Annotated in this window: 16 protein-coding genes; 7 read left to right on the forward strand and 9 right to left on the reverse strand. The window is 37.1% G+C overall.

What is annotated here, in order from left to right; translation table 11 throughout:
* Positions 1–277 precede the first annotated feature (277 nt).
* Entirely contained in the window at positions 278–1,888 is a 1,611-nt protein-coding gene (locus tag B9T25_RS01530; RefSeq protein WP_086186732.1) for a bifunctional 3-(3-hydroxy-phenyl)propionate/3-hydroxycinnamic acid hydroxylase, read from the forward strand.
* 93 nt (positions 1,889–1,981) lie between these two features.
* Here the strand turns inward: B9T25_RS01530 and B9T25_RS01535 are convergent, their stop codons facing one another.
* From B9T25_RS01535 to B9T25_RS01570, 8 genes are all read right to left on the reverse strand, one after another.
* Positions 1,982–2,596: a glutathione S-transferase family protein gene (locus B9T25_RS01535; protein ID WP_086187021.1), complete on the reverse strand. Its 615-nt coding sequence runs from the start codon at positions 2,594–2,596 to the stop codon at positions 1,982–1,984.
* Positions 2,597–2,742: 146 nt separating this feature from the next.
* On the reverse strand, positions 2,743–3,636 hold the full coding sequence (locus B9T25_RS01540) for a LysR substrate-binding domain-containing protein (protein WP_086186733.1): 894 nt from the start codon (positions 3,634–3,636) through the stop codon (positions 2,743–2,745).
* Positions 3,637–3,648: 12 nt separating this feature from the next.
* Positions 3,649–4,842: an MFS transporter gene (locus tag B9T25_RS01545; protein WP_086186734.1), complete on the reverse strand. Its 1,194-nt coding sequence runs from the start codon at positions 4,840–4,842 to the stop codon at positions 3,649–3,651.
* Between the two features lie 21 nt (positions 4,843–4,863).
* Positions 4,864–5,433, reverse strand: a complete 570-nt coding sequence (locus B9T25_RS01550; protein ID WP_086186735.1) for a TetR/AcrR family transcriptional regulator — start codon at positions 5,431–5,433, stop codon at positions 4,864–4,866.
* Between the two features lie 139 nt (positions 5,434–5,572).
* A complete protein-coding gene (locus B9T25_RS01555; RefSeq protein ID WP_086186736.1) occupies positions 5,573–6,088 on the reverse strand; it encodes an acyl-CoA thioesterase in 516 nt (171 codons plus the stop codon).
* A 506-nt stretch (positions 6,089–6,594) separates the two neighbouring features.
* Positions 6,595–7,584 (reverse strand): patatin-like phospholipase family protein, encoded by a 990-nt coding sequence (locus B9T25_RS01560; protein WP_086186737.1) that lies wholly within the window; start codon positions 7,582–7,584, stop codon positions 6,595–6,597.
* Between the two features lie 240 nt (positions 7,585–7,824).
* Positions 7,825–9,066 (reverse strand): sodium/glutamate symporter, encoded by a 1,242-nt coding sequence (gene gltS / locus B9T25_RS01565; RefSeq protein ID WP_086186738.1) that lies wholly within the window; start codon positions 9,064–9,066, stop codon positions 7,825–7,827.
* Positions 9,067–9,660: 594 nt separating this feature from the next.
* Positions 9,661–10,935 carry a DcaP family trimeric outer membrane transporter gene (locus B9T25_RS01570; protein WP_086186739.1) on the reverse strand — a complete coding sequence of 425 codons (1,275 nt, stop codon included), beginning with the start codon at positions 10,933–10,935 and terminating at the stop codon, positions 9,661–9,663.
* A 389-nt stretch (positions 10,936–11,324) separates the two neighbouring features.
* Here B9T25_RS01570 and B9T25_RS01575 point away from each other — a divergent pair, with 389 nt between their 5' ends.
* Positions 11,325–12,032 (forward strand): nitroreductase, encoded by a 708-nt coding sequence (locus B9T25_RS01575; RefSeq protein ID WP_086186740.1) that lies wholly within the window; start codon positions 11,325–11,327, stop codon positions 12,030–12,032.
* A 325-nt stretch (positions 12,033–12,357) separates the two neighbouring features.
* Here B9T25_RS01575 and B9T25_RS01580 read toward each other — a convergent pair whose 3' ends face one another.
* The gene (locus tag B9T25_RS01580; protein WP_086186741.1) at positions 12,358–13,575 is read right to left on the reverse strand and encodes a multidrug effflux MFS transporter; all 1,218 of its coding nucleotides are present in this window, start codon (positions 13,573–13,575) and stop codon (positions 12,358–12,360) included.
* Between the two features lie 145 nt (positions 13,576–13,720).
* Here B9T25_RS01580 and yccS (B9T25_RS01585) point away from each other — a divergent pair, with 145 nt between their 5' ends.
* From yccS (B9T25_RS01585) to B9T25_RS01605, 5 genes are all read left to right on the forward strand, one after another.
* Entirely contained in the window at positions 13,721–15,877 is a 2,157-nt protein-coding gene (yccS, locus tag B9T25_RS01585; RefSeq protein WP_086186742.1) for a YccS family putative transporter, read from the forward strand.
* A 134-nt stretch (positions 15,878–16,011) separates the two neighbouring features.
* Entirely contained in the window at positions 16,012–18,186 is a 2,175-nt protein-coding gene (yccS, locus tag B9T25_RS01590; RefSeq protein ID WP_086186743.1) for a YccS family putative transporter, read from the forward strand.
* Positions 18,187–18,272: 86 nt separating this feature from the next.
* Positions 18,273–18,833 carry a YcxB family protein gene (locus tag B9T25_RS01595; RefSeq protein ID WP_086186744.1) on the forward strand — a complete coding sequence of 187 codons (561 nt, stop codon included), beginning with the start codon at positions 18,273–18,275 and terminating at the stop codon, positions 18,831–18,833.
* Positions 18,834–19,010: 177 nt separating this feature from the next.
* Positions 19,011–21,614, forward strand: coding sequence for a PepSY domain-containing protein (locus tag B9T25_RS01600; RefSeq protein WP_086186745.1), 2,604 nt, complete (start codon positions 19,011–19,013; stop codon positions 21,612–21,614).
* Between the two features lie 127 nt (positions 21,615–21,741).
* Positions 21,742–22,524 carry a YdcF family protein gene (locus B9T25_RS01605; RefSeq protein ID WP_086186746.1) on the forward strand — a complete coding sequence of 261 codons (783 nt, stop codon included), beginning with the start codon at positions 21,742–21,744 and terminating at the stop codon, positions 22,522–22,524.
* The last annotated feature ends 2 nt before the right edge of the window (positions 22,525–22,526 follow it).

Here is a 22,526-nt window from a genome sequence, read left to right on the forward strand (position 1 = left end):
TCAAATAAGCCAGTGAAAGAGTAAAAAAGCTGAATTATTCTAATAATTCAGCTTTTTATTTTTGAGTAATTCTTCATTTATAATAGAAAAAAATGATTACTTATTTAAAAAAACGTATGGTTAAATTTAAAATTATTTTATATTTTTCAATATATTAATATATTACATAGTCTTTTAGATGTTTCCTTTTTAAGCAATCTATCTACTATGGCATAGCTTGTTTAGCCCCTCAAATTCATCGTTAATAGCATTATCGTGAATCGAATGGATATTCGCTGTGAGCACAAACAAAACGAATTACACCACTGAAGTGGCTATCTTGGGCGCAGGTCCTGTTGGTTTAACGATTGCGAATTATTTAAGCAAGCAAGGTATACAAGTCACTATTATTGAGCAGTTGGATAGTTTAATTGACTACCCACGCGCGATTGGCATTGATGATGAATCTTTACGTACTATTCAATCCCTCGGTTTAGTGGATCAAGTATTACCACATACCACACCAAACCATGCAATGCGTTTCTTAACCCCTAAAGGTCGCTGTTTCGCAGATATTCAGCCGCTTACTCGTGAATTTGGTTTCTCACGTCGTAATGCCTTTATTCAGCCTCAAGTCGACAATGTTTTACTACAAGGTTTAAAACAATACGAAACAACTAATGTATTATTTTCACGTCAGCTTAATGAATTTAGCCAAAATGCAAATGGCGTAACACTAAAACTTCAAGACAAAAATCAAAAAGAAGAGACTATTCATGCCCAATATTTAATTGCCTGTGATGGTGGTAACTCCATTGTACGTCGTAACTTAAATATTGCTTTTGATGGTAAAACTGCACCAAACCAATGGATCGTCATTGATATTGAAAATGATCCTTTAGCAACACCACATATTTACCTTTGTTGTGACCCTGTACGTCCATATGTATCTGCGGCTTTACCACACGGTATTCGTCGTTTCGAATTTATGGTCATGCCAGGTGAAACACAAGAAGAGCTCAGCAAACCAGAAAATATTGCAAAATTATTGTCTAAAGTTTTACCAAATGCTGAAAACATTGAAGTGATTCGTCAACGTGTCTATACCCACAATGCACGTATTGCCGATAAGTTCCGCGTAGACCGTATTTTACTGGCCGGTGATGCTGCACACATTATGCCTGTATGGCAAGGTCAAGGTTATAATAGTGGTATGCGAGATGCCTTTAACTTAGCGTGGAAAGTTGCGCTGGTGGTACAAGGTAAAGCAACTCCTGATTTATTGGATTCATACCAAGTTGAACGTAAAGACCATGCCAAAGCGATGATTGATCTTTCTGTAATGGCAGGTCACGTACTTGCACCACCTAAAAAATGGCAAGGTTTTGTCCGTGATGGTATTGCTTATGCACTGAATTACATCAAACCGATTAAGCAATATTTGCTTGAAATGCGTTTTAAACCTATGCCTAAATATAACGATGGCGCATTGCTGGCAGATGGTAAAAAAGAATCGCCTATTGGTAAAATGTTCATCCAGCCACATGTAAAACTTGAGTCTGGTGAAAAAGTTTTACTTGATGACATCATTGGCAATGACTTTGCAATTATCGCTTGGGGTGTCGACCCTCAATGGGGAATTAATGATACCAATATGCAAGTGTGGAAAAATTTAGGGGTTAAATTCATTCAAATTATTCCTGAAGTTCAATTTGGCAATGAAAACCGTAAAAAGTTTGAAGGCGTGATTACTTTAGGCGATATTGGTACTGATATTCGTACATGGTTTGGTAAAACATCTGAATCTGTTGTTATTTTACGTCCTGACCGTTTTGTAGCAGCGCTTGCGATTCCACAAACTTTAGATCAGATCAGCCAACAATTGTTCAAAAAATTACATGTAAAATAATCCATAAACTGGATTATATTCAGAGATCTGACCGCGCTTTCGCGTGGTCTCTTTATTTCATCTTGATGATTAAATGAATCACATAGAAAAAAATTAGCTATTTAATTTCTGAAACCAAATTACACCTTTCATCGAATCACGCTGTTCAATCAATTCAATAAAAGGTTTGAACTCGTCCAGATAAGGTAAAATTTTGAAGGCAATTGCAAAAACTAGCCAATAAGCCAAATATAAATCTGCTGCTGAAATTTTTTCCCCCAACAAATATGGATTCGCTTGTTGCATACCATTTTTTAGAAATAAAAAGACACTATCTTCATTACCAAAAGTCAAACTGCTTCTTTTCGCTTCAATCTGTTCATTCGAAATATGAAAACTTTTGAAATCCATATACTCAGTCAAAGGACCATGACAAAAAAACATCCATCTCAAATAGGCTCCACGCTTTGGATCATCCAATGCTGGTGCCAAACCCTTTTCAATATATTTATCTGCCAGATAGGTAAATATTGCAGCCGTTTCAGAAATCACGATACCTTGATCGACCAAACAAGGCACTTTCCCCATAGGATTAATTTTCAAATAATCTGCTTTATGCATATCTTCATAAGCAATCTGAATTTGATCAATTTGGTCTTCAATGCCCAGCTCTTTTAGCAAAGGGAAAAGAGTCATGCCACGTGATTGTGCATTGTTATAAAGCTTCATCATTCTTGTCAGGCCTATATTGTTGTTTTAGATTTTAAGTATAGAGAGGTAAAATAGTTTGTACATTATTGTTATGTGATGTGTGCAATGATGCCTTTAATTTTTTAAAGCATCGCGCAACATTTAGGATTTTAATGCTTCGATTTTTAAAAGAAGCCCATATAAAACTGCTCTTTTAATATTTTTAAAATCAGTTCAATGACTTCATTTTTTTGACCTTTACGATAACTTGCATGCAGGTCAATCATCGGTAACGGCTCAATGGTATTTTTCACCACAATTTTGTCACCTAATAATGGAATCACATAGGCGGGCACCAAGCTCCACCCCACGCCCATCCCCACTAAGTTTACATTCAATAGAATATTGGTCGATTGTTGCACCACATTTACATTCAGTTTGGACTGCTTAAAGAAATCTGTAATAATTTTATACAGTTGTGGTGATGCAACTTCATCACTAATAATAAAATCCTGATGATTAAAGCTCTTAATACTCACATGACGCTGTGCGGCAATGGCGGAATCTTTAGGAACAATTAAAGCCAAAGGCTCACTAAAAATTTGTACATGCTCAAGTTCACTTGACTCATCAACATAGCGCGTAAAAGCGATATCAATATCGCCTTTTTTTAATGCTTTAAATTGATTTGCATCCGTCAAACTATGAAAATTAATTTTAATTTCAGGAAAATGTGCCCGAATATTCGGCATGATATAAGGGAAAATTTTCATTTCAGCCACGGGAACAAAACCAATATTGAGTTGGTCTTTGTTTAAATTGGCAATTTTCCGTGCATCTTGAATGGCTTTTTCAGCATGCTCTAAACTTAGCAATGCTTCTTTTAAAAATGCTTTACCTTCTTCGGTCAGTTCGACTTTGCGATTCGATCGAATCAGCAATTGCACACCCACTTCTTGTTCAAGGTCTTTAATTTGCTGGCTTAAGGAAGGTTGTACCGTGCACATACGTTGTGCCGCTTTAGTAAAATTCAGCTCTTCTGCCACTGCAACAAAATAGCGTAAATGACGTAATTCCACGGTTTTACCTCTTTATTTGAGTTGTTTAAGTGTTGCTGAAACTGTGTATTTATAGACAAATAACGTTGCCACAGTAATAACAGCACAGAATAGATAAGTCGTTTGATAACCATAGTAGGCAATGATCAAACCAAGGATCACCGACCCCATCGCCATGCCTAAATCAAATAAGGTGAAGAAGGTCGAAATTGCATGTCCCATGCGCTGTTTAGGCACCGACTGAATAGCCACTGTTTGAAAACAGGGAAATAATGAACCATAACCAATGCCAATAAATATAGCAGAGAGCCAAAGTATCCATTGATTAGCAATAAAACTGACCACTACTAAACCCATCGCAAAGAAAATAAAGGACGGATAAATAACTGCACTTGCACCTTTACGATCGTAAATTTTACCCACCCAAGGACGTACAATAATCATCGAAATAGCAAAGACAATAAAAAATAGACTGGTATAGGCAAGTAAATTTTCAGCTTCACTATATGCAGTAATAAAACTCATAATACTGGAGTAAGCAAATGCAGTGAGCAAAGCAACAAAACCAATAGGTACTGCACGCATTTCAATAATGTCATGCAAACCTAGACGCTTTCCTACTCTTTTGTCATCATCGCTTGAATCAATCTGATTTTCTGCTATAGGAAGCATAAGACAAAACACAAAGCCCAGACAAACCACACTGGCTAAAATTAAAAATAGATTTTTAAAATCAGTGAATTGAATAACCATTAATGCCAGCAATGGACCAAACACCACTGCAAGGTTGGTCGACATCACGAAATATCCCATACCTTCACCTTTACGATGATCAGGAATAAAATCATTGGCAATAGGCACTGTGACTGTCGTCAAAACACTAAACCAAATACCATGAATAAAACGAACCACCAATAAAGCCCATAGACTATCGGCAAATAGATAGCTGAAAGCAAAAAGTACAAATAAAAACCCAGAACCACGAAACGCTATTTTTTTTCCTAATTTTTCAACAATTAGTCCAGAAAATGGGCGGACTGCAATTGAAGATACCAAAAATAAGGTCAATGCCAAACCCGCTTCTTTTACCGTTCCACCTAAATTTTTCATGATATAAATCGGTAATATGGTCAGTAGCGCATAATAATAAGTAAATAAAAACAAATTATTAAAAAGACACAATATAAAAGAGCGATTCCATAAACGCTCAGTGGCTGTCGTAATCATAATGACCAACTTACTGCATAGCTATGGCGAGTTTTGAACAAGAATGGGTTGCATGACTAAACTGACCAGATGTTCAATGTAGGTTTGATCTGGTATTCGATTGAAGAAAATAATTTGATAATGGATTGGACCATAAAGCGTATCCAGCATGAGTTCAAAAGGATATTCAGCAATAATTTCATGACGCTGAATGGCGATTTGAATCAACTTACGCATTTGCTCACGGCGTGGTAATAAATACTGTTTAAAGAATTCACCCGCAGCTTCACGATGTTCCGCCATCACCACCAATAAGGCTCGCCCCACAGGATGGTTTAATGCTTGAGATAACTTTAAGAGTTGCTGATTAAAATTAAATGCCAAACTTTGTTGAAAATCTAATTCAAATACAGGTGCAGTTTGTTCTTTAAATGCATCTAAGACTAAATCGGACTTATGCTTCCACCAACGATAGATCGTGGATTTACCCACCCCTGCACGTGCAGCAATATCTTCTACAGTTAAATGGCTGTAATCATGTTCTGCTAATGCCTCAGAAACTGCATTTAAAATACATTGCTTACGCCGTGAAGTTTTTTCCGCTTCAGTCATTATGCTACCAAATAGAAACGATACGTATCGTTTTATATTATGCTGATTTATTGTGCCTGTATAGCGTAAATCTCATTTTTTGAATCAAAAAAAAGACCGCTTAAAAGCAGTCTATTTATTCAATCTATAATGCTTAGCATTATGAAGTTTTTTTATAAATACTACATGATGGATGATGGCTTTCTTGTAGACGTGCTACTTTACGATGTTCAGCAGCTTCAAAACGGCAACGTTTCCAGTCATTGTCTAAATTTAATGCAGGAATTTGTTGTGGCTTACCATTTTCATCGACAGCAACCATGGTGAAATAGCAACTATTGGTATGGCGCATCGTACGTTTTTGAATGTTCTGTGCTTCTACACGAATCCCGATTTCCATTGAAGTACGACCCACATGGTTTACGCTAGCAAGAAAAGTAACTAACTCACCAACATGAATCGGTTCTTTAAAATTTACTTTATCGACTGACAAAGTCACTACATAGCTGCCTGAATAACGGCTAGCACATGCATAGGCAACTTGATCCAACAATTTTAAAATTGTTCCACCATGAACATTACCTGAAAAGTTCGCCATATCAGGGGTCATTAATACTGACATGGTTAATTCAGCCTGGTCATCTAATGCTGGAGCAATTTGATCTAATGGGGACATCGCGTTCTCTAGACTCTTTAACAGACAATAGTATATGTAACTATTATTATATCGTTTTTCAAAGAAATTGAACGTCGTAATTGACAATAAAACCATCATTATTATTTATAGTTAAAAAAGCATCATTCCAAATAACATATACCTATTTATTATAAACAATTGTATATTATGTGTTTTTTATATATTTCCAATTTATAGAATAAATACTCAAAAAAAGTTATTACAAAAAATAGCCACCGATGAATTAAAAAAATTCTCAGTGAATCATTATTACATTCAGTATTTTACGGATTAAACATGAATGAAATTTGATTTACATACACTTTATAATATATCGAATTATTAGAATAAAACTAAATAATGAGAGTCTATTCATCTAACTGTATTTCAATCTATATACCATCTGTAGTATTTGGAATCATTGGAATAATAAAGCTCAACTCAAAAACTCATTTTACACTTACTAACTCTACCTTCATCATTACAATGACAATGATCAGGCTGAATTAATCATATACACTAAATTTCTGAAGCTGCTGTTGTGGATTTTGTTTTTGATTAAATACCGCTGAAATTTGCTGTAATCGATTTTGTGCTGCATCAATGCCAGCTTGTATGGTCATTTCACGACCTTTAACATCAAAAATATGCCCCTTCTCTCTTAAATCAGGCTGAATCACGATATCTGCATGTTTAAGCTCTTCTTTGGCTAAATGATTCTGCATAATATTAATATTTTGATTGAACATTCCCCAAACATTACTGGTTTCGGTATGCATTGGTTGAGCTAAAATATCAACTGCAATAATAATATCTGCGCCTAAATCACGGGCAACAGCGACAGGTACAGGACTGACTAAGCCTCCATCGACATATTCATCTTTACCAATTTTAGTGGGAACAAACATACTGGGTATAGACACTGATGCACGTACGGCTTGCCCAGTGTTACCATAATTAAATACCACTTTTTTGCCTTCTTTTAATCCTGTCGCCACCACATACATTGGCGTTTTAAGTAACTCTAAAGGCGTATTATTCACTTGTTGATTGACATAATCTTCAACTTTTTTGCCATCAAAAAAGCCTTTCATATCCAGTTTAATATCACGCACATCATTAGCTTTCATATTCAGCGCAATGTCACGTAATTCATCAGCTGTTTTACCACTTGCATAAATTGAACCGACAATACTTCCAGCACTCGTACCCACAATAAAGTCAGGACGAATACCTTGTTGTTCCAAAACTTTAATCACACCTATATGTGCATAACCACGCGCACCACCACTGCCAAGTACCAAGGCAATGATGGGACGATTTTGTTGTTGTTTTAATTTTTTGAAATTTATCCGATCTGCACGGACTTGAGCGTCAACACTCGGCGATTCAGATAAGCCTGTAGAGCCCACAGTAATCTTGGACTGCGGCATAGTCTGGCAGCCCACAACACTTAATACTGCGAAAGCCATAAAACCAGATTTGATCTTGATCATGAATCACCTAATGATAAATAAGCTTAGCTTTTAAAAGTTGTATAGTGTAGAAACGATCCATTTTTCACACTGTAGTATTTCGTTAAACTGTAATCCAAAAAGATTAGTCTGTATAAGACCAACCCGAATGAATTTGCCCATTTCACCTCTTTATTATCATACTACTTTCCTAACTTTTTAGATTAGAAAAATAGGCATAAAAAAAGCCTGAGAACAGGCTTTTCATAGCAGTATCAAAACTTATGCAAAAAACTTAAGAATAAGCTGAATGACTGTCGCATTAATTAAATCTACAAAGAATGCACCACATAATGGAACGATCAAGAAAGCTTTATGCGATGGACCATACATGTTGGTAATAGCCTGCATATTGGCTACAGCCGTCGGTGTTGCACCCATACCAAAGCCACAATGTCCTGCTGAAAGTACAGCAGCATCATAATCTTTGCCCATCACACGGAAAGTCACAAATGCCGCATAAAGTGCCATCGTCAGTGTTTGTGCACCTAAAATAATCACCAATGGACCAGCTAAATCAGCCAATTGCCATAATTTTAATGAAAGTAAAGCCATTGCCAAATAAAGTGATAACGATGCATTACCAAATACGTCAATTGCACGGTCAAAAATTCCAACTTTAAATACCCCTTCAAGGACATTTCGTAGAATTACACCACCTGCCAAAGTCCACACAAAAGTTGGTAGCTCAAACCATGTACCTTTACTAAATCCAGTCATTAACTCAGCAAATGCTAAACATGCAGCGAACATACCCAATGTGGTAATCGCATTATCAGCCGTAATTAAACGAACCTGATGCGGATATTCAAATTGTGTAAACTCATCCGAATCTGTATCAGCATTAAGCGTTGAGTCACGATCTTCAATTTGTTTATTGGTACGAGAAATAGCCAACTGATGACGATTAATCAACATTTTGGCTAAAGGCCCACCAATGATACCGCCAATAATTAAACCGAAAGTTGCGCTTGCCATACCCAAGGCTAATGCGCCCTGAATACCATGCTGTACTTCTAAAATCTCACCCCAAGCACCAGCTGTACCATGACCACCCGTTAGCGTAATTGAACCAGCAATTAGACCAATTAAAGGATCAATACCTAATAAAGTTGCTAAACCAATACCAACAAAATTTTGTACGATAATAAATGAAGCAACACAAACTAAGAAAACAACCAGTCCAAGCCCACCTTCTTTTAACTTGGCAAAGTTGGCACTTAAACCAATAGAGGCAAAGAAAATAAGCATAAAGCTGGTTTGTAACTCACGACTTGTCGAGATACTCAAACCCCATACACTGTGAATTAACAATAACGCAATAGCTGCAACCAAACCACCAGCAACGGGTTCAGGGATATTATAGCGCTTTAAAAAATCAATTTTATTGACAAGAAAACGTCCTAATAAAAGGACGATTACCGCTGCAATGAGCGTATAAAAGGCATTAAAAGTAAATTCCATCATTATTGTCCATAAAATAGTTGGATTCTTTTTGTTCTATAGCCTTAATTAACACTTGAAAGAAATGAAACTTCAAGAATCATTTGGTAAATACCAAACCGTAATGAAAGCTGTACAACAAAAAGGAATAAGAACAAAAATTCATTTTTGATGAAACCACGGGACAGGGAGATGATTTCTACCATCATGGTGAAAAATCATTAAAAGAGACAATACGAGTTACTATGTTCCAGCTTTCAAATGAAAGAATCATTTCATTTGACGCCAACTAACCGACCGACTCATGAGAGATTATCTCATTTAAAGCTTCTAGTCCTGGTCATGTTTATTTACGCTGGGTATGCGAAAATAAACATACATCACTCAAAATAATAAAGGTATTACTGTAAGCAATGTTCAAAAAGAGCATACATTATGCAGATTTAGCTATTAATGTCTTTAGTTTTTTACAATTTTATCTTTTACTGTAAATTATATTTTTTTATACTATTTTCAAAATTCTATATTTTTTCATAAAAAATATTGAGATATTTGTACTACACATTAAAAAGAGGCGAATAAATCGCCTCTTTCACTCTGTCTAAACTTTTTAAATTAGAAGCTATATTTAGCCATTAAACCTACACGGTTGTCTTTATATGACGCTCCAGCAAATGTATCACGCTTACCATTGATATATTCAACACCTAAGTCAATTGGCGCAACTGGTGTATAGATAAAGTTAATCCATGCTTGTTGAACTTTTTCATTAGCCGTGGTATTGAGCATTGCATAATCAGTATCATCGGCAGCAAAACTTGCACCATATGCTAAAGTAGAACGTAATTTAGGCGAAAACTTATAGGTCGCACCCACTTGAACCGCATTAAATTCATTTTGTTCAATACTGTTATTCGTTGTATTCACAACATACGCGGAATTACTGCCGTATAAATAGTTGCTATTACCCACGACATGAGAGGCATCAGCAGAGATTTTTAATGGTGCAGATACTTGATAGTTCACACCTGCTGCAATACCCCAGCCAGTTTCATTATCATCAGCAGCAGTCGATTTATAATTTTCAACCAATGCACGTGCAGAAACAGAACCTTTACCTTCAGCAAAGCCTTGGGTTAATTTTGCAGTCAAATTCGGTAAACTATATTTGATTCCTGTACCTGAGCTATCGCCTTCTTCAGCTGAAATAAATAATTGAGTTGCAGGCGCAAGTTTCAGACCATAACGAACTTGAGGAACACGTGCTGTACCACCGCCCACGTTCGTACCAAAATCAATCATTTCAGGCGCATGATTCGACAAGAAGTTCGACGTTGTTTGACCAAATAACCAATCGTTATAAGTTAAATAAGCATGACGAATACGAAGTGCATCATTGGTTCCAGCAAAGTCGACTTCAACCTTACCACCGACTTTTCCACTTTCAACAGGTGTACTGAAATCTAGACCTAAACGTGTCGTTTTTCCGGTAGCGCGTAATTTATCTGAAGTTTTTCCGTCACTTGTGTGAACAGCGTTAAAGTCGTTATCCGCACCTTCAATAATATAGTTCGCATCACCACGAACAAAACCATATAAGTTTACACTTGCGCCAGCTTTAGTTTTAAATCCTGTTAACGGCAATTCAGGTTTAGCTACAGGTGCTGCAAGTTGTACAGGCTGAGCTTTTACTTGCTCAATTTGAGTTTGCTGCTGTTGTTGAACTTGATGTTGTTGTTGAATTAAAGATTTTAATGCTTCAACTTCATTACGTAATTGTTGAATTTGTTCTTGCTCAGCTTTACCAGCATGCGCTGTACCTACCATTACAGCTGTCACTGCCAATACTAGGCTTTTAGCCATAAATTTACCGTTGAGTAAGCGACTCATTCTAATCTCCAATTTAACTATCTCGCGTCCGTGCATTAATGACCCCTAAAGACTCAACAAATTAATGAAAAACAAATATCCATCCTTGTCAAAAACTTCAAAAATCATTGCATTTTCTGCTATTAATACTGTGAAAAAATTTAAAATATTATATACAGTGCAATATATGTAAACCGTATGTAAGCATCAATCTATCAAGTTCTATCCTTTATTAAAATCAATTTTCTCAAGCAACAATTTAAAAACTATCTTATTTTTAGATACTTATTTCAAAATAATGAATACATTCTTAAACTTAGCTATTATTCACATAAAGTATTACGTACAAATATTCGACTAATGTATATAGTACAGTTCAACTAAAAAAAGGCATTTAAAAAGGAATTTTCATGAATTTGCAACAAGTTCACCATGTAGATGATGCCATTACCTCACGCCATTCCGTCCGCGCTTTTTTAAATCAAACGGTTGATGCTCAAATCATCAAAGATATTTTAGCCGTAGCTAGCCGAGCGCCATCAGGAACCAACACCCAACCTTGGAAGGTCTATGTGGTAACTGGGAAAAAGCGTGATGAAATGGTGGATCGCGTCTGTAAAGCACAAATCGAACTGTTTACACAGCCTGAACTTGCAAACCAATATCAAGAAACCTTTGCTTATTACCCAGAAAATTGGATTGCACCATTCATTGATCGTCGCCGTGAAAATGGCTGGGGTTTATATGGTTTATTAAATATCCAAAAAGGTGAAAAAGAAAAAATGGCGCGTCAACAACTGCGCAATTACCAATTATTCGATGCACCCGTTGCTTTGTATTTTACCGTCAATAAAGCCATGGGCATTGGTTCTAAAATGGATATTGCCATGATGATTCAAAATGTCATGATCGCAGCAAAAGCACGTGGTCTCGATACCTGTCCTCAAGCAGCTTGGAATCATTTTCATCCTATCGTACTGGATGTACTGGGTGCACCAGAGGATGAAGAATTGGTGTGTACCATTGCTTTAGGCTATGCCGATGCAGATGATATCGTGAATACTTTTATTACCCCGCGTATTGCAGTTGAAGAATTTACTGTTTTCTTAGATCAATAACTCAATTCATTTCAGCTAAAAAAGAGACCTATCATGAAGGTCTCTTTTTTATTCATTCACGGCGGAGTCTTGCTTTTTTAAATAAAATACTGGGAGCTCATCTGTTACTTTGGATAAGCCCAAATGAAAAGCCTCAAAATATATTTTGAGTTCGCAAGAAAGGCATCTTGCGCTGCAAAATAAAGCCGTGCTTTATTTATTGCTCAAGTTGCGGATGACGTTTCCGCGTATCGAATAACATCATGAATTTAAAATAAAAAAATAGTCCAGTTTTTAACCGACTAGCATTACCTCTGTGCAAGTCTCTTTTAAATTTATTCACATATTAGCGATGAGTGCTTTGATGCTGTACAGGTGGTTTTAATTTCGTAATCGCAACCAGTGTAATCACCACAAAAATCAGCATCAGAATACCCATATTCAAAAGTGCATTCCAAGCAAGGAAATTTAAAATCACCCCACCGAGTAAACCGCAAGCAAACTGCATACTGCCCATAATAGCGCTGGCTGTTCCTGCTCGTGCACCTTGCTCAGACATTGCTAAAGCCATGGCATTCGGACCAGTAAAACCTATGCCAGAAACAGCCAAAAACATGCCGATAAAGATAATCCACAGTGGACTATGACTAAACAAACCCGTAATGAATAAGACGGATGCACCAACAAGCTGTAGCATACCGCCCATTTTCAAACGACTCAGTACTGAAAACTTATATGCAAGTTTCTTATTAAGTGTCGATAACAACATGATGCCAAAAGCATTTAGACCAAAAGCATAAGCGAATTGTTGTTGATTTAAGCCATAGTCATCCATGAGTACTGAAGCTGATGAGCTGATATAGCAAAACAAAATACCACCAGAGAAACAGCCTGCAAGCATGGGCCATCTAAAACTATGATCTTTAAAAATAACTGCGTATAAATTTAAAATTTGATTGATATTTAACTTTAAACGGCGTTCAGGCGCTAAACTTTCTTTAAAGAAAAAATGTACACACAATAAACAGATCACACCCATTAAGGTCAAAAAGACAAAAACGGCATGCCAAGAAAAAAACTTAAGTACGATTGCACCAAGAGTAGGTGCAAGAATCGGTGCAATCCCCATCACAATCATCATACTTGCAAAAGCTTGAGCAGAAGCCTGCATATCTAAACGATCACGAATTGCAGCGCGAGCAATCACCACCCCAACGCAGCCACCAACCGCTTGTAAAATACGTGCTGCAATTAAACTCCACTCATTCGTTGCAAAAACACATAATAGGCTAGCCACAATATAAAGGATTAACCCAAAATACAGTGGTGCTTTACGTCCAATTCGGTCGCTCAGCGGACCATAAACCAATTGCCCCAATGCTAAACCTAAAAAATATGCAGGTAAGGTATTGGCAACCATTTGTGTACTTACGCCAAAATCCTGTGCCATTTGAGGCAACGCGGGTAAGTACATATCTATAGAAAGTGGGCCTAATGATGTCAGTAACGCCAATAACAAAATCCAATTTGTCGAATATTGTTGTCCTTGGTTTTTTTCAAACATAATGCTGTTTCGACGTAAAATACATGTAATTCTAATTAGTCTACAATCAACTTCATATTTTTTATACGATATTAAGGTGATTTTTTTACATTAATATGATTATTTTTATTATCATTAATCTCATATATTGATAAGGATCTCCCCCTTGAATCGTTGGCTAGCTGAATTACGCAAAGCGACCTACAACACCACGTTTTTGTATACGATTCGGATGATTATTATCTTTGGAGGTACAGCATTTGTACCCTATTTTTTAGGTAATCAAATCTTAACTATTCCGCTTTCATTGGCTGTGGTCGCTGCTGGCTTAGGTGATATTGACGACCGTTTTTCAGTCAGAATTATGAATATGATCTATACCTATGTTGGTTTTTTCATTACCGCGACTGCTGTTCAATTGTTATCACCTTATCCTATTGTATTTGCTAGCGGATTAATCGTTGCGTGTATTGGTTGGATTTTACTGGGCTCACTAGGAAGACGCTATGCATCCATTTCATATGGCTGCTTGGTCGTAACTGTATACGCGATGTTAGGTGTAGATCTATTTGAACCATGGTATGTGCAACCGACTTTATTGGTATGTGGCGCAGCTTGGTATGGGTTAATTTCAACGATCAGCTTTTTACTCTTTCCGATTCGTCAAGTTCAAGACCAACTATCACACTGTTACTCATCCTTAGGTGATTTTCTCTTTGCAAAATCGAATCTATTTGATGTGGATATGACATCTCCCAGTTATCAACGCAGTATGGTTAGCTTGTCATTGGAAAATAGCAATTTGATTGGCATGTTTAATGAAATGCGCACCACACTGTTAACCCGTTTAAAGGGAGATCGTGGGCGCCACGATACTCGTCGTAGTCTACAATATTATTTTGTCGCACAAGATATCCATGAACGTGCAGATTCCTCACATTTTGATTATCTAAAACTTGCCAAAATTTTTGAACATAGCGATATTATGTTTCGTTTCCAACGGATTTTTTCTTTACAAGGTAAAGCCTGTAAAGACTTAAGTGATAGTATTCTTCATGGGACTTACTATCATCATAGCTCTGATTTTGAACAAAGCTTTCAAAACTTGCGAATTTCACTTGAAAAATTACGCAATACTCAACTGTACGACCTAGTCTGGATCAATGCGTTATGGTCTCTGTTTCAAAATCTAAAAGCCATTGATGCTCAACTCAATAATATAGAAACTGAACAACATATTAAGCATGAAAAAGACAAACATATAGATCATCAACTCAATGATGATGATCTAAAAGGTTGGTCGGATATTGTCATCCGTGTAAAACAAAATTTAACCCCTGAGTCCATACTGTTCCGACATGCGATACGCTTATCGACCGTACTTTTTGTCGGTTATATCTTAGTTGAAATTACCGATATACCTTCAGGTTTTTGGGTATTACTCACTTCGGTATTTGTATGTTTACCTAATTTCAATGCCACGAAAAGACGTTTACATTTACGTATATTAGGAACATTTATTGGCGTTATTGTCGGTTATGCCATCCTGTATTTTATTCCATCTCTGGTCGGTCAATTATTAATTTTAACCGTCAGTGGCGCTTTGTTTCTGGTTATACGTAGCAAACAATATGCTCAAGCGACTGCTTTCATTACAATTTTAGCGCTCATTAATTTTAATTTCGATGGTGTTGGTTATGAAGCAGCACTGCCACGTTTATTTGATACGATTGTAGGCTGTGTTTTAGCATGGTTGGGGGTAACTTTTATTTTCCCTGATTGGAAATTTCGTAACCTACCTCGGAGTATTCAACGGTCATTACAATCTCAATGTGAATATCTTTCTGAAGTAATTAAGCAATACCGAGAAGGACGTAACAACAGCTTAAATTATCGCTTAGTGCGCCGCGCTGCGAATAATACCGATGCTGAAATTGCTTCACTTATTTCAACATTAGAAACTGAACCGAATTATGATCCAACACATAAAGCTTTAGCATTTGAATTTTTATGTTTGAATCATACTTTCTTAAGTTATATTGCAGCTTTAGGTGCACATCGGGAACAGATAGAAGACGCTGAAATTCTTAATCTACTTGATCGTACATTTGAAGATATTCAAGCCGTATTATTACGCGATGAAACACCAGATGAAACAGCACTCAATGTATTGAAAACAGTTCAGCAACGCTTAGCTCAATCTGAAGAAAACTCATCTAAATTACTTATTATTGTTCAACAAATTTCGCTGATGTTTAGTATTTTGCAACAATTCAACACATTAAAACAGACCTTAAGTGATGAGCAAAATCAAACAGCATAAGACTTATTTCAACTTCTATGCGTAACCATGCAGACAAGCATATTACGCCATAGTATTATTTCTAAGAATTGAGAGTGAAAAATCACATAATTTAACTTCATGATGCATAGATCACTTTGTGGTAAGGACATAATTTGAAATCTTGGCTCACACGTATTAAACAAGCGACCTATAACACCACCTTTATGTATAACCTGCGCATGGTCATTGCGTTTTCAGGCACCGCCTTTGTTCCTTATTTTATGGGATACCAACTTGCAACCATTCCGCTCACCCTTGGGGTCGTTGCTGCTGGTTTAAGTGATATTGATGACCGTTTTTCGGTCCGTATCATGAACCTGATTTATACCTATATTGGCTTTTTTATTACTGCTGCATCTGTTTATTTCTTATTTCCTTACCCGATTTTATTTGCTTTAGGCTTGATTATTTCCTGTGTTGGCTGGATCTTACTCGGCTCACTGGGTCGTCGTTATGCCACCATTTCCTATGGCTGCTTAGTCATTTCCGTATATTCGATGTTAGGTGTTGGATTATTTGATCATTGGTATACTCAACCCCTACTTTTGGTGGCTGGCGCAGCATGGTATGGTCTAATTTCAACCATTAGTTTTTTATTGTTCCCCGTTCGCCAAGTCCAAGACAAGTTATCGCAGTGTTATTCATCCTTAGGTGATTTTCTCTTTGCAAAATCGAACCTGTTTGATGTGGATATGACACCCAGCAGCTATCAACAAAGTATGATTGAACTGTCCTTAGAAAATGGCAAATTAGTTGGCATTTTTAATGAAATGAAAACCGCACTACTGACCCGTTTGAAAGGTGACCGCGGACAAAAAGATACCCGTCGTAGCTTACAATATTATTTTGTTGCCCAAGATATTCACGAGCGTGCCGATTCAGCGCATATTGATTACCAGAAACTGGTCAAGATTTTTGAACACAGTGATATTTTATTTCGCTTCCAACGAATTTTATTTATTCAGGCCAAAGCCTGTAAAGATTTAAGCCACAGTATTTTGCATCGTGAAACCTATCAACACAACAAACGCTTTAAACATGCTTTTGCCAATTTAAAGCTGTCTTTAGAAAAGTTACGTACAGAACAACAATATGATCAAGTCTGGGTCAATGCGCTATTTTCGCTCTATCAAAATTTAAAGGCGATTGATGCTCAACTGCGTAATGTAGAAACTGAACGTCATATTAAATTTGATAAAAGCAAACATATTGAAAACCAACTCAAAGATGATGACTTAAAAGGCTGGGATGATATTGTTATCCGAATCAAACAGCATTTAACCCCAGAATCGATACTGTTTCGCCACGCGATACGGGTCTCTATTGTCTTACTAATTGGTTATGTTTTTGTCCAAGTGAGCAATATTGAATATGGTTATTGGATTTTGCTGACCGCACTTTTTGTCAGCCAACCCAACTTTAATGCCACTAAACGTCGTTTACGTTTACGCATTGTCGGTACTTTGGTGGGTATTCTTTTAGGTTATGCCATTTTGTACTTTATCCCTTCCATTGAGGGGCAATTACTACTGCTCATTTTAAGTGGTGTGCTTTTTTTTGAATTACGCAGTAAACAATATGCTCAAGCCACTGCTTTTATTACTATCCTTGCACTGATTAACTTTAACCTCGATGGTGTAGGTTTTGCAGCAGCATTACCTCGTATGATAGATACATTAATTGGTTGTGCATTGGCATGGTTTGGAGTCAGTTTTATTTTTCCCGACTGGAAATTCCGTCGTCTGTCACGCACCATTAATCGCTCCCTCACTGCACAATGTGACTATTTAGCAGAAGTGACTGAACAATATAAACATGGGCGTAATAATGGTTTAAAATATCGTGTGGTACGTCGTGCTGCACATAATAATGATGCCGAAGTCGCATCACTCATTTCAACCTTAGCCACAGAACCTGATTTTGATCCAACTCAAAAAAGCTTAGCTTTTGAATTTTTATGTTTGAATCATACCCTATTAAGCTATATTGCAGCTTTAGGTGCACATCGTGAAAAGATAGAAGATCCAGAAGTGTTAACGCTTTTAGATCTCGCTTTAGAAAATATCCAAGGATCTTTATTAAAAGATGAAGTAGCTAACCTCAATGCGCAAAATATGTTGGATACAATACGTCAACGCTTAACCGCAAATAGCAATGATGATCAGAAAGCCCTGATTGTGTTACAACAATTATCTTTAATGTTAAGCATCCTGAATCAACTTAGCCGTTTGAAGCAAAGCTTGAGTCATGACCGTGATGATAACGCCACCGAATTAGCCTCATTATAAAGTAGGATAATTTTGGAACAATATACTCACTGAATCGCTATAAATAATGCTAAACTTTTTACAGTTCTAAATTTGTTATTTTCATTATGACCACGAAAAATTTATACGCTTATACCCTTCAACCTGTGAACTATGAAATTTCAGAGGCTGAACAACGTCAAGCTCAACTTACTATTTGGCGTAGTACCAACAAAATCAGCACTAAATCATGGATTATCATGGCTGTCGTTGCTGCGTTATCTATTGTCGGTATTATCTTATTAAAAAACTATTCGACTATTTTTTGTTGGGTCGCATTGGTCGGTATTGTTGCTTACCTATTGGTTCGTAAATTCGGTTTGGAATGGTACGTTAAACGTAAAATGAATGAATTTCCAGTTCAGGAAATCAAAGGGATTCGTTTAGGCGTACAACCACACGGTCTAATTATGCGCCAAAAGATGGGGGCTCAAGAAGGTATGGGCGCTATTGACTGGAAAGATATTTATGAATGGTATAACACCCCAGACTTTTTGTTGATTAACTTCAAAGTGAAAGGTCAACAAGGTGCTTATATTCTGCCAAAACGCATGGATTCAAGAAACTTTTCATTTAATACCATTCGTAAGCATTTAACTGAAACTGTTGGTGCAGCCAAACAAGTTTAATACATACCGTAATGCACATTTTTTGAATAAAAGACCTCCAAAACATTGGGGGTTTTTTAATGCAACAAACATAAATGAGAATGAGAATGTATATTAATTTCAAAATTCATAACATCTACTCAAAGTTCAGTTATAATTCGCGTTAATACTATTCACCGCTCACATCGTTTTTCAGCTATGTTAAAAAAAATCTTTTTTCAGATCCACTGGTTCCTCGGAATTACCGCTGGATTGATTCTCTCTATTATGGGCGTCACAGGTGCCATTTATTCATATGAACAACCGATTCAAAAATGGCTGAATCCAGATAGTTATACCGTACAAGCTGAAAATCGTGAAAAATTAACACCGGCAGAGCTGTATCAGCATTTCCATAATACTGACCCAAAAATCAAAATTAACAGTATTACCATTGCCAAAGATCCTACGACCTCTTCGAGTGTGAATATTGTCAAAGAAGGTGCGCGTAAAGGTCATAACATGATGATCAACCCCTACACTGCCGAAGTTTTACCCGAAATTAAAGGTCGTGAGTTCTTCCAATTTGCCCAACAATTGCACCGAAATTTGACTGTAGGTCCTGTTGGAAAGCAGATTACTGGTGCATCTACCCTTATCCTTATTCTCTTTGTTTTAAGTGGTCTATATCTACGCTGGCCTAAAAAACACTCTTTAAAACAATGGTTCATGATTAAACCTAAGCTCAAAGGTCGTAATTTTCTTTGGGATTTACATGCAGTAGTCGGCACTTGGGTGGTGATTTTCTATTTAATACTCGCTTGTACAGGCTTGTATTGGTCTTATGACTGGTGGCGTAATGGCATGTTTAAAGTATTGGGAGTGGAGCCTCCTCAAGCAGAAGTACAAAAAGACAAAGGCAACCGTCAAAATGCAGGTCAACAGCGCAATAAAAATGAAGTAACTCATGGTGAAGCTGATTCAAAGCATCAAGATGCGAAAAAAGCATTTTCACCAACGCAAATTAATCTCGCTTTAACCCAAACTTGGACAGGCTTCAATGCACAAGTCGGTCGTGACTATTCTACCCTGACAGTCAATTTACCGAAAAAACCTGATGGCAAAATTGAATTAAGTTTTGTTGATGCCATTCCGCAACATGAACGTGCACGTAACAAAGCTACATTTGATTATCAAACTTCAAGCATTGAAAAAATGGATCTCTATGAAGATCAAAAACTAAATGAAAAAATCATGGGCAGCATGTTACCTGTTCACCGTGGTAGTTTCTTTGGTCCTGTGTACCAATTTTTCGCCATGCTTGCTGCGCTGGTCATGCCATTGTTCTTTGTCACAGGTTGGATGCTTTATCTCAAACGTCGTAAACAAAAGAAACTAACTCGACAAGCTCGCCTTGCTGCCACTGCAGTCACGATCGATCCCAATGCAAAACCTTGGCTCATTGCTTATGCAACACAAACAGGTACGTCAGAACAACTTGCTTGGCGGACTGCAACCAGTTTACAAGAGGCTCGTCAGCCTGTAACAGTCAAAGCCTTACAACATCTAAGCTTGGATGATTTAAAAAATACTGAACAAGTCCTGTTTGTCGTCAGTACCTATGGTACGGGTGAAGCACCCGATTTAGCATCAAGTTTTGTGAAAAAAATACTTCCAATACAAGCTGATTTAAGCCATCTCAACTATGCTGTTTTAGCCTTAGGTTCTCAAGAATATCCTGAAACCTTCTGTAGTTTTGGCCATGCTATAGATGATTGGTTAAAACAAAATGCTGCGAAGCAATTGTTTGCTGCCATTGAAGTGGATAATGCCAATCATCAGCAGATCCAAGCATGGAATACGGCTTTAGCAAAAGTGACTCAACTTGAATTACAAGCCATGAATATTGAAAAAACATTCGATTCATGGACATTAACTCAACGTGATGTACTCAATCCTGACAGCCTAGGTGCAGCAGCATTTAATATTGAACTCAAACCAACTCATGAAGTACATTGGCAAGCAGGTGATATTGCTGAAGTTCAACCTGGTAATAGTGCTGAGCGTATTGCCCACTTTATGCAGCAATATCACATTGCTACGCACAGCCCAGTTGAATCACTGAATATCAAGATTGAACAAGCATTATGGGATAAAGATTTAACCACTGAAGTTGAACCTTTTGCCAATTTAGAACACTTGCTTGAGCAATTACAGACTCTACCTTCGCGTGAATATTCTATTGCCAGTATTCCATCGCAGCAGGTATTGCGTTTGGTGGTTCGCCAACAATCAGATGATCAAGGTCAACTCGGTTTAGGCTCTGGATGGCTAACTCAACATGCAGCATTAAAGAGTGAAATTGCACTGCGTATTCGCACCAATGAGTCATTCCATCTGATTGATGATAATCGTCCTATTATTTGTATTGGTAACGGTACAGGTCTGGCGGGCTTAATGAGCTTATTGCATGCACGTACACGTCAAAACTACACACAAAACTGGTTAATCTTTGGTGAGCGTCAACGTGAGCATGACTTCTTCTATCAAAGCACCATTGAAGCATGGCAAACCACAGGCATGCTACAATGCCTTGATTTGGCTTTTTCTCGTGATCAAGAAGCCAAAGTGTATGTGCATCATAAACTTCGTGAACAAGCACAAAAACTTAAAACATGGGTCAACAATGGTGCTGCGATTTACGTTTGCGGTAGTATTCAGGGTATGGCAAGCGATGTTGATCAAGCCCTGATTACTATTCTAGGTGAAGCAACGGTTGACCAGCTTCGCCAAGAAGGTCGTTACCGTCGTGATGTCTATTAACTCAAGAAGAAACCATTAATCAAATCAAAAACCGAGCCTCAATGCTCGGTTTTTTTAAATCAACACTAGAAAAATATCGAACTTCAGTTAGACTGCAAAATATCTCATCTACACTAAAACAGCCTTTATGTCTGAAAAAATAAAAAAAATCTTCAGTTTGATCTTGGGCTGTATTCTATTTGGTGACGGTTTATTTTTAATTTTACAAAATAAAATCCATCTAGGTACTTTATTACCGCTGCTGCTTGGTTTGATATTACTGATTCATGCTATTTTTTATCGTTCCATTCAGTGCTTTTTAGCGCAAAAAGTACAATTTAAAACTCTATATCAATGGGTCTGGAGTGGTTTTTTACTTTGGCTCATCACTTTGGCTATTTTTTTCGCTTATATTCACCAACACACCCAACAACAAAATACCGAACAAACAGTACAAGCCATTATTATTTTGGGTAGTGGCATCCAAAATGGTCAACCCTCTCCGACTTTAGCGAAACGTTTAGATCAGGGCGCTGAACTGGCACAACAACAGACAAAAGCCATTCTTATTGTCACAGGTGGCATTGGTTATACTGAAAAAGAGACTGAAGCTGAAATTATGGCCAAATATTTATATCAACAGTATAACATTCCGCTACAACGCATTTATTTGGAAGATAAAAGTACCAGTACTGAATTAAACTTATTCAATGCAAAGACCATTTTAAAGTATCAGAACATTCCACTCTCTGCGCCAATTGCCATTGTGACCAGTGACTTCCATACATTGCGAGCAGCCGCCATTGCCAAAAAATTGGGTTATCAAAACATCATCACGATTGGTGCAAAAACTCCCTTAACGACGCGTTATAACGCATGGCTAAGAGAATATTTTGCTTTTATCAGTGGTTGGATATTGCAAGAATACTAAAA

It is taken from the genome of Acinetobacter sp. ANC 4470, assembly GCF_002135335.1.
Taxonomy (GTDB): domain Bacteria; phylum Pseudomonadota; class Gammaproteobacteria; order Pseudomonadales; family Moraxellaceae; genus Acinetobacter.

Excerpts from the sequence above, each read along its gene's own strand:
- B9T25_RS01535 (WP_086187021.1), bottom strand. The coding sequence starts at position 2,596 with ATGAAGCTTTATAACAATGCACAATCACGTGGCATGACTCTTTTCCCT.
- B9T25_RS01545 (WP_086186734.1), bottom strand. The coding sequence starts at position 4,842 with ATGATTACGACAGCCACTGAGCGTTTATGGAATCGCTCTTTTATATTG.
- B9T25_RS01550 (WP_086186735.1), bottom strand. The coding sequence starts at position 5,433 with ATGACTGAAGCGGAAAAAACTTCACGGCGTAAGCAATGTATTTTAAAT.
- B9T25_RS01555 (WP_086186736.1), bottom strand. The coding sequence starts at position 6,088 with ATGTCCCCATTAGATCAAATTGCTCCAGCATTAGATGACCAGGCTGAA.
- B9T25_RS01560 (WP_086186737.1), bottom strand. The coding sequence starts at position 7,584 with ATGATCAAGATCAAATCTGGTTTTATGGCTTTCGCAGTATTAAGTGTT.
- gltS (WP_086186738.1), bottom strand. The coding sequence starts at position 9,066 with ATGGAATTTACTTTTAATGCCTTTTATACGCTCATTGCAGCGGTAATC.
- B9T25_RS01570 (WP_086186739.1), bottom strand. The coding sequence starts at position 10,935 with ATGAGTCGCTTACTCAACGGTAAATTTATGGCTAAAAGCCTAGTATTG.
- B9T25_RS01575 (WP_086186740.1), top strand. The coding sequence starts at position 11,325 with ATGAATTTGCAACAAGTTCACCATGTAGATGATGCCATTACCTCACGC.
- B9T25_RS01580 (WP_086186741.1), bottom strand. The coding sequence starts at position 13,575 with ATGTTTGAAAAAAACCAAGGACAACAATATTCGACAAATTGGATTTTG.
- B9T25_RS01595 (WP_086186744.1), top strand. The coding sequence starts at position 18,273 with ATGACCACGAAAAATTTATACGCTTATACCCTTCAACCTGTGAACTAT.
- B9T25_RS01600 (WP_086186745.1), top strand. The coding sequence starts at position 19,011 with ATGTTAAAAAAAATCTTTTTTCAGATCCACTGGTTCCTCGGAATTACC.
- B9T25_RS01605 (WP_086186746.1), top strand. The coding sequence starts at position 21,742 with ATGTCTGAAAAAATAAAAAAAATCTTCAGTTTGATCTTGGGCTGTATT.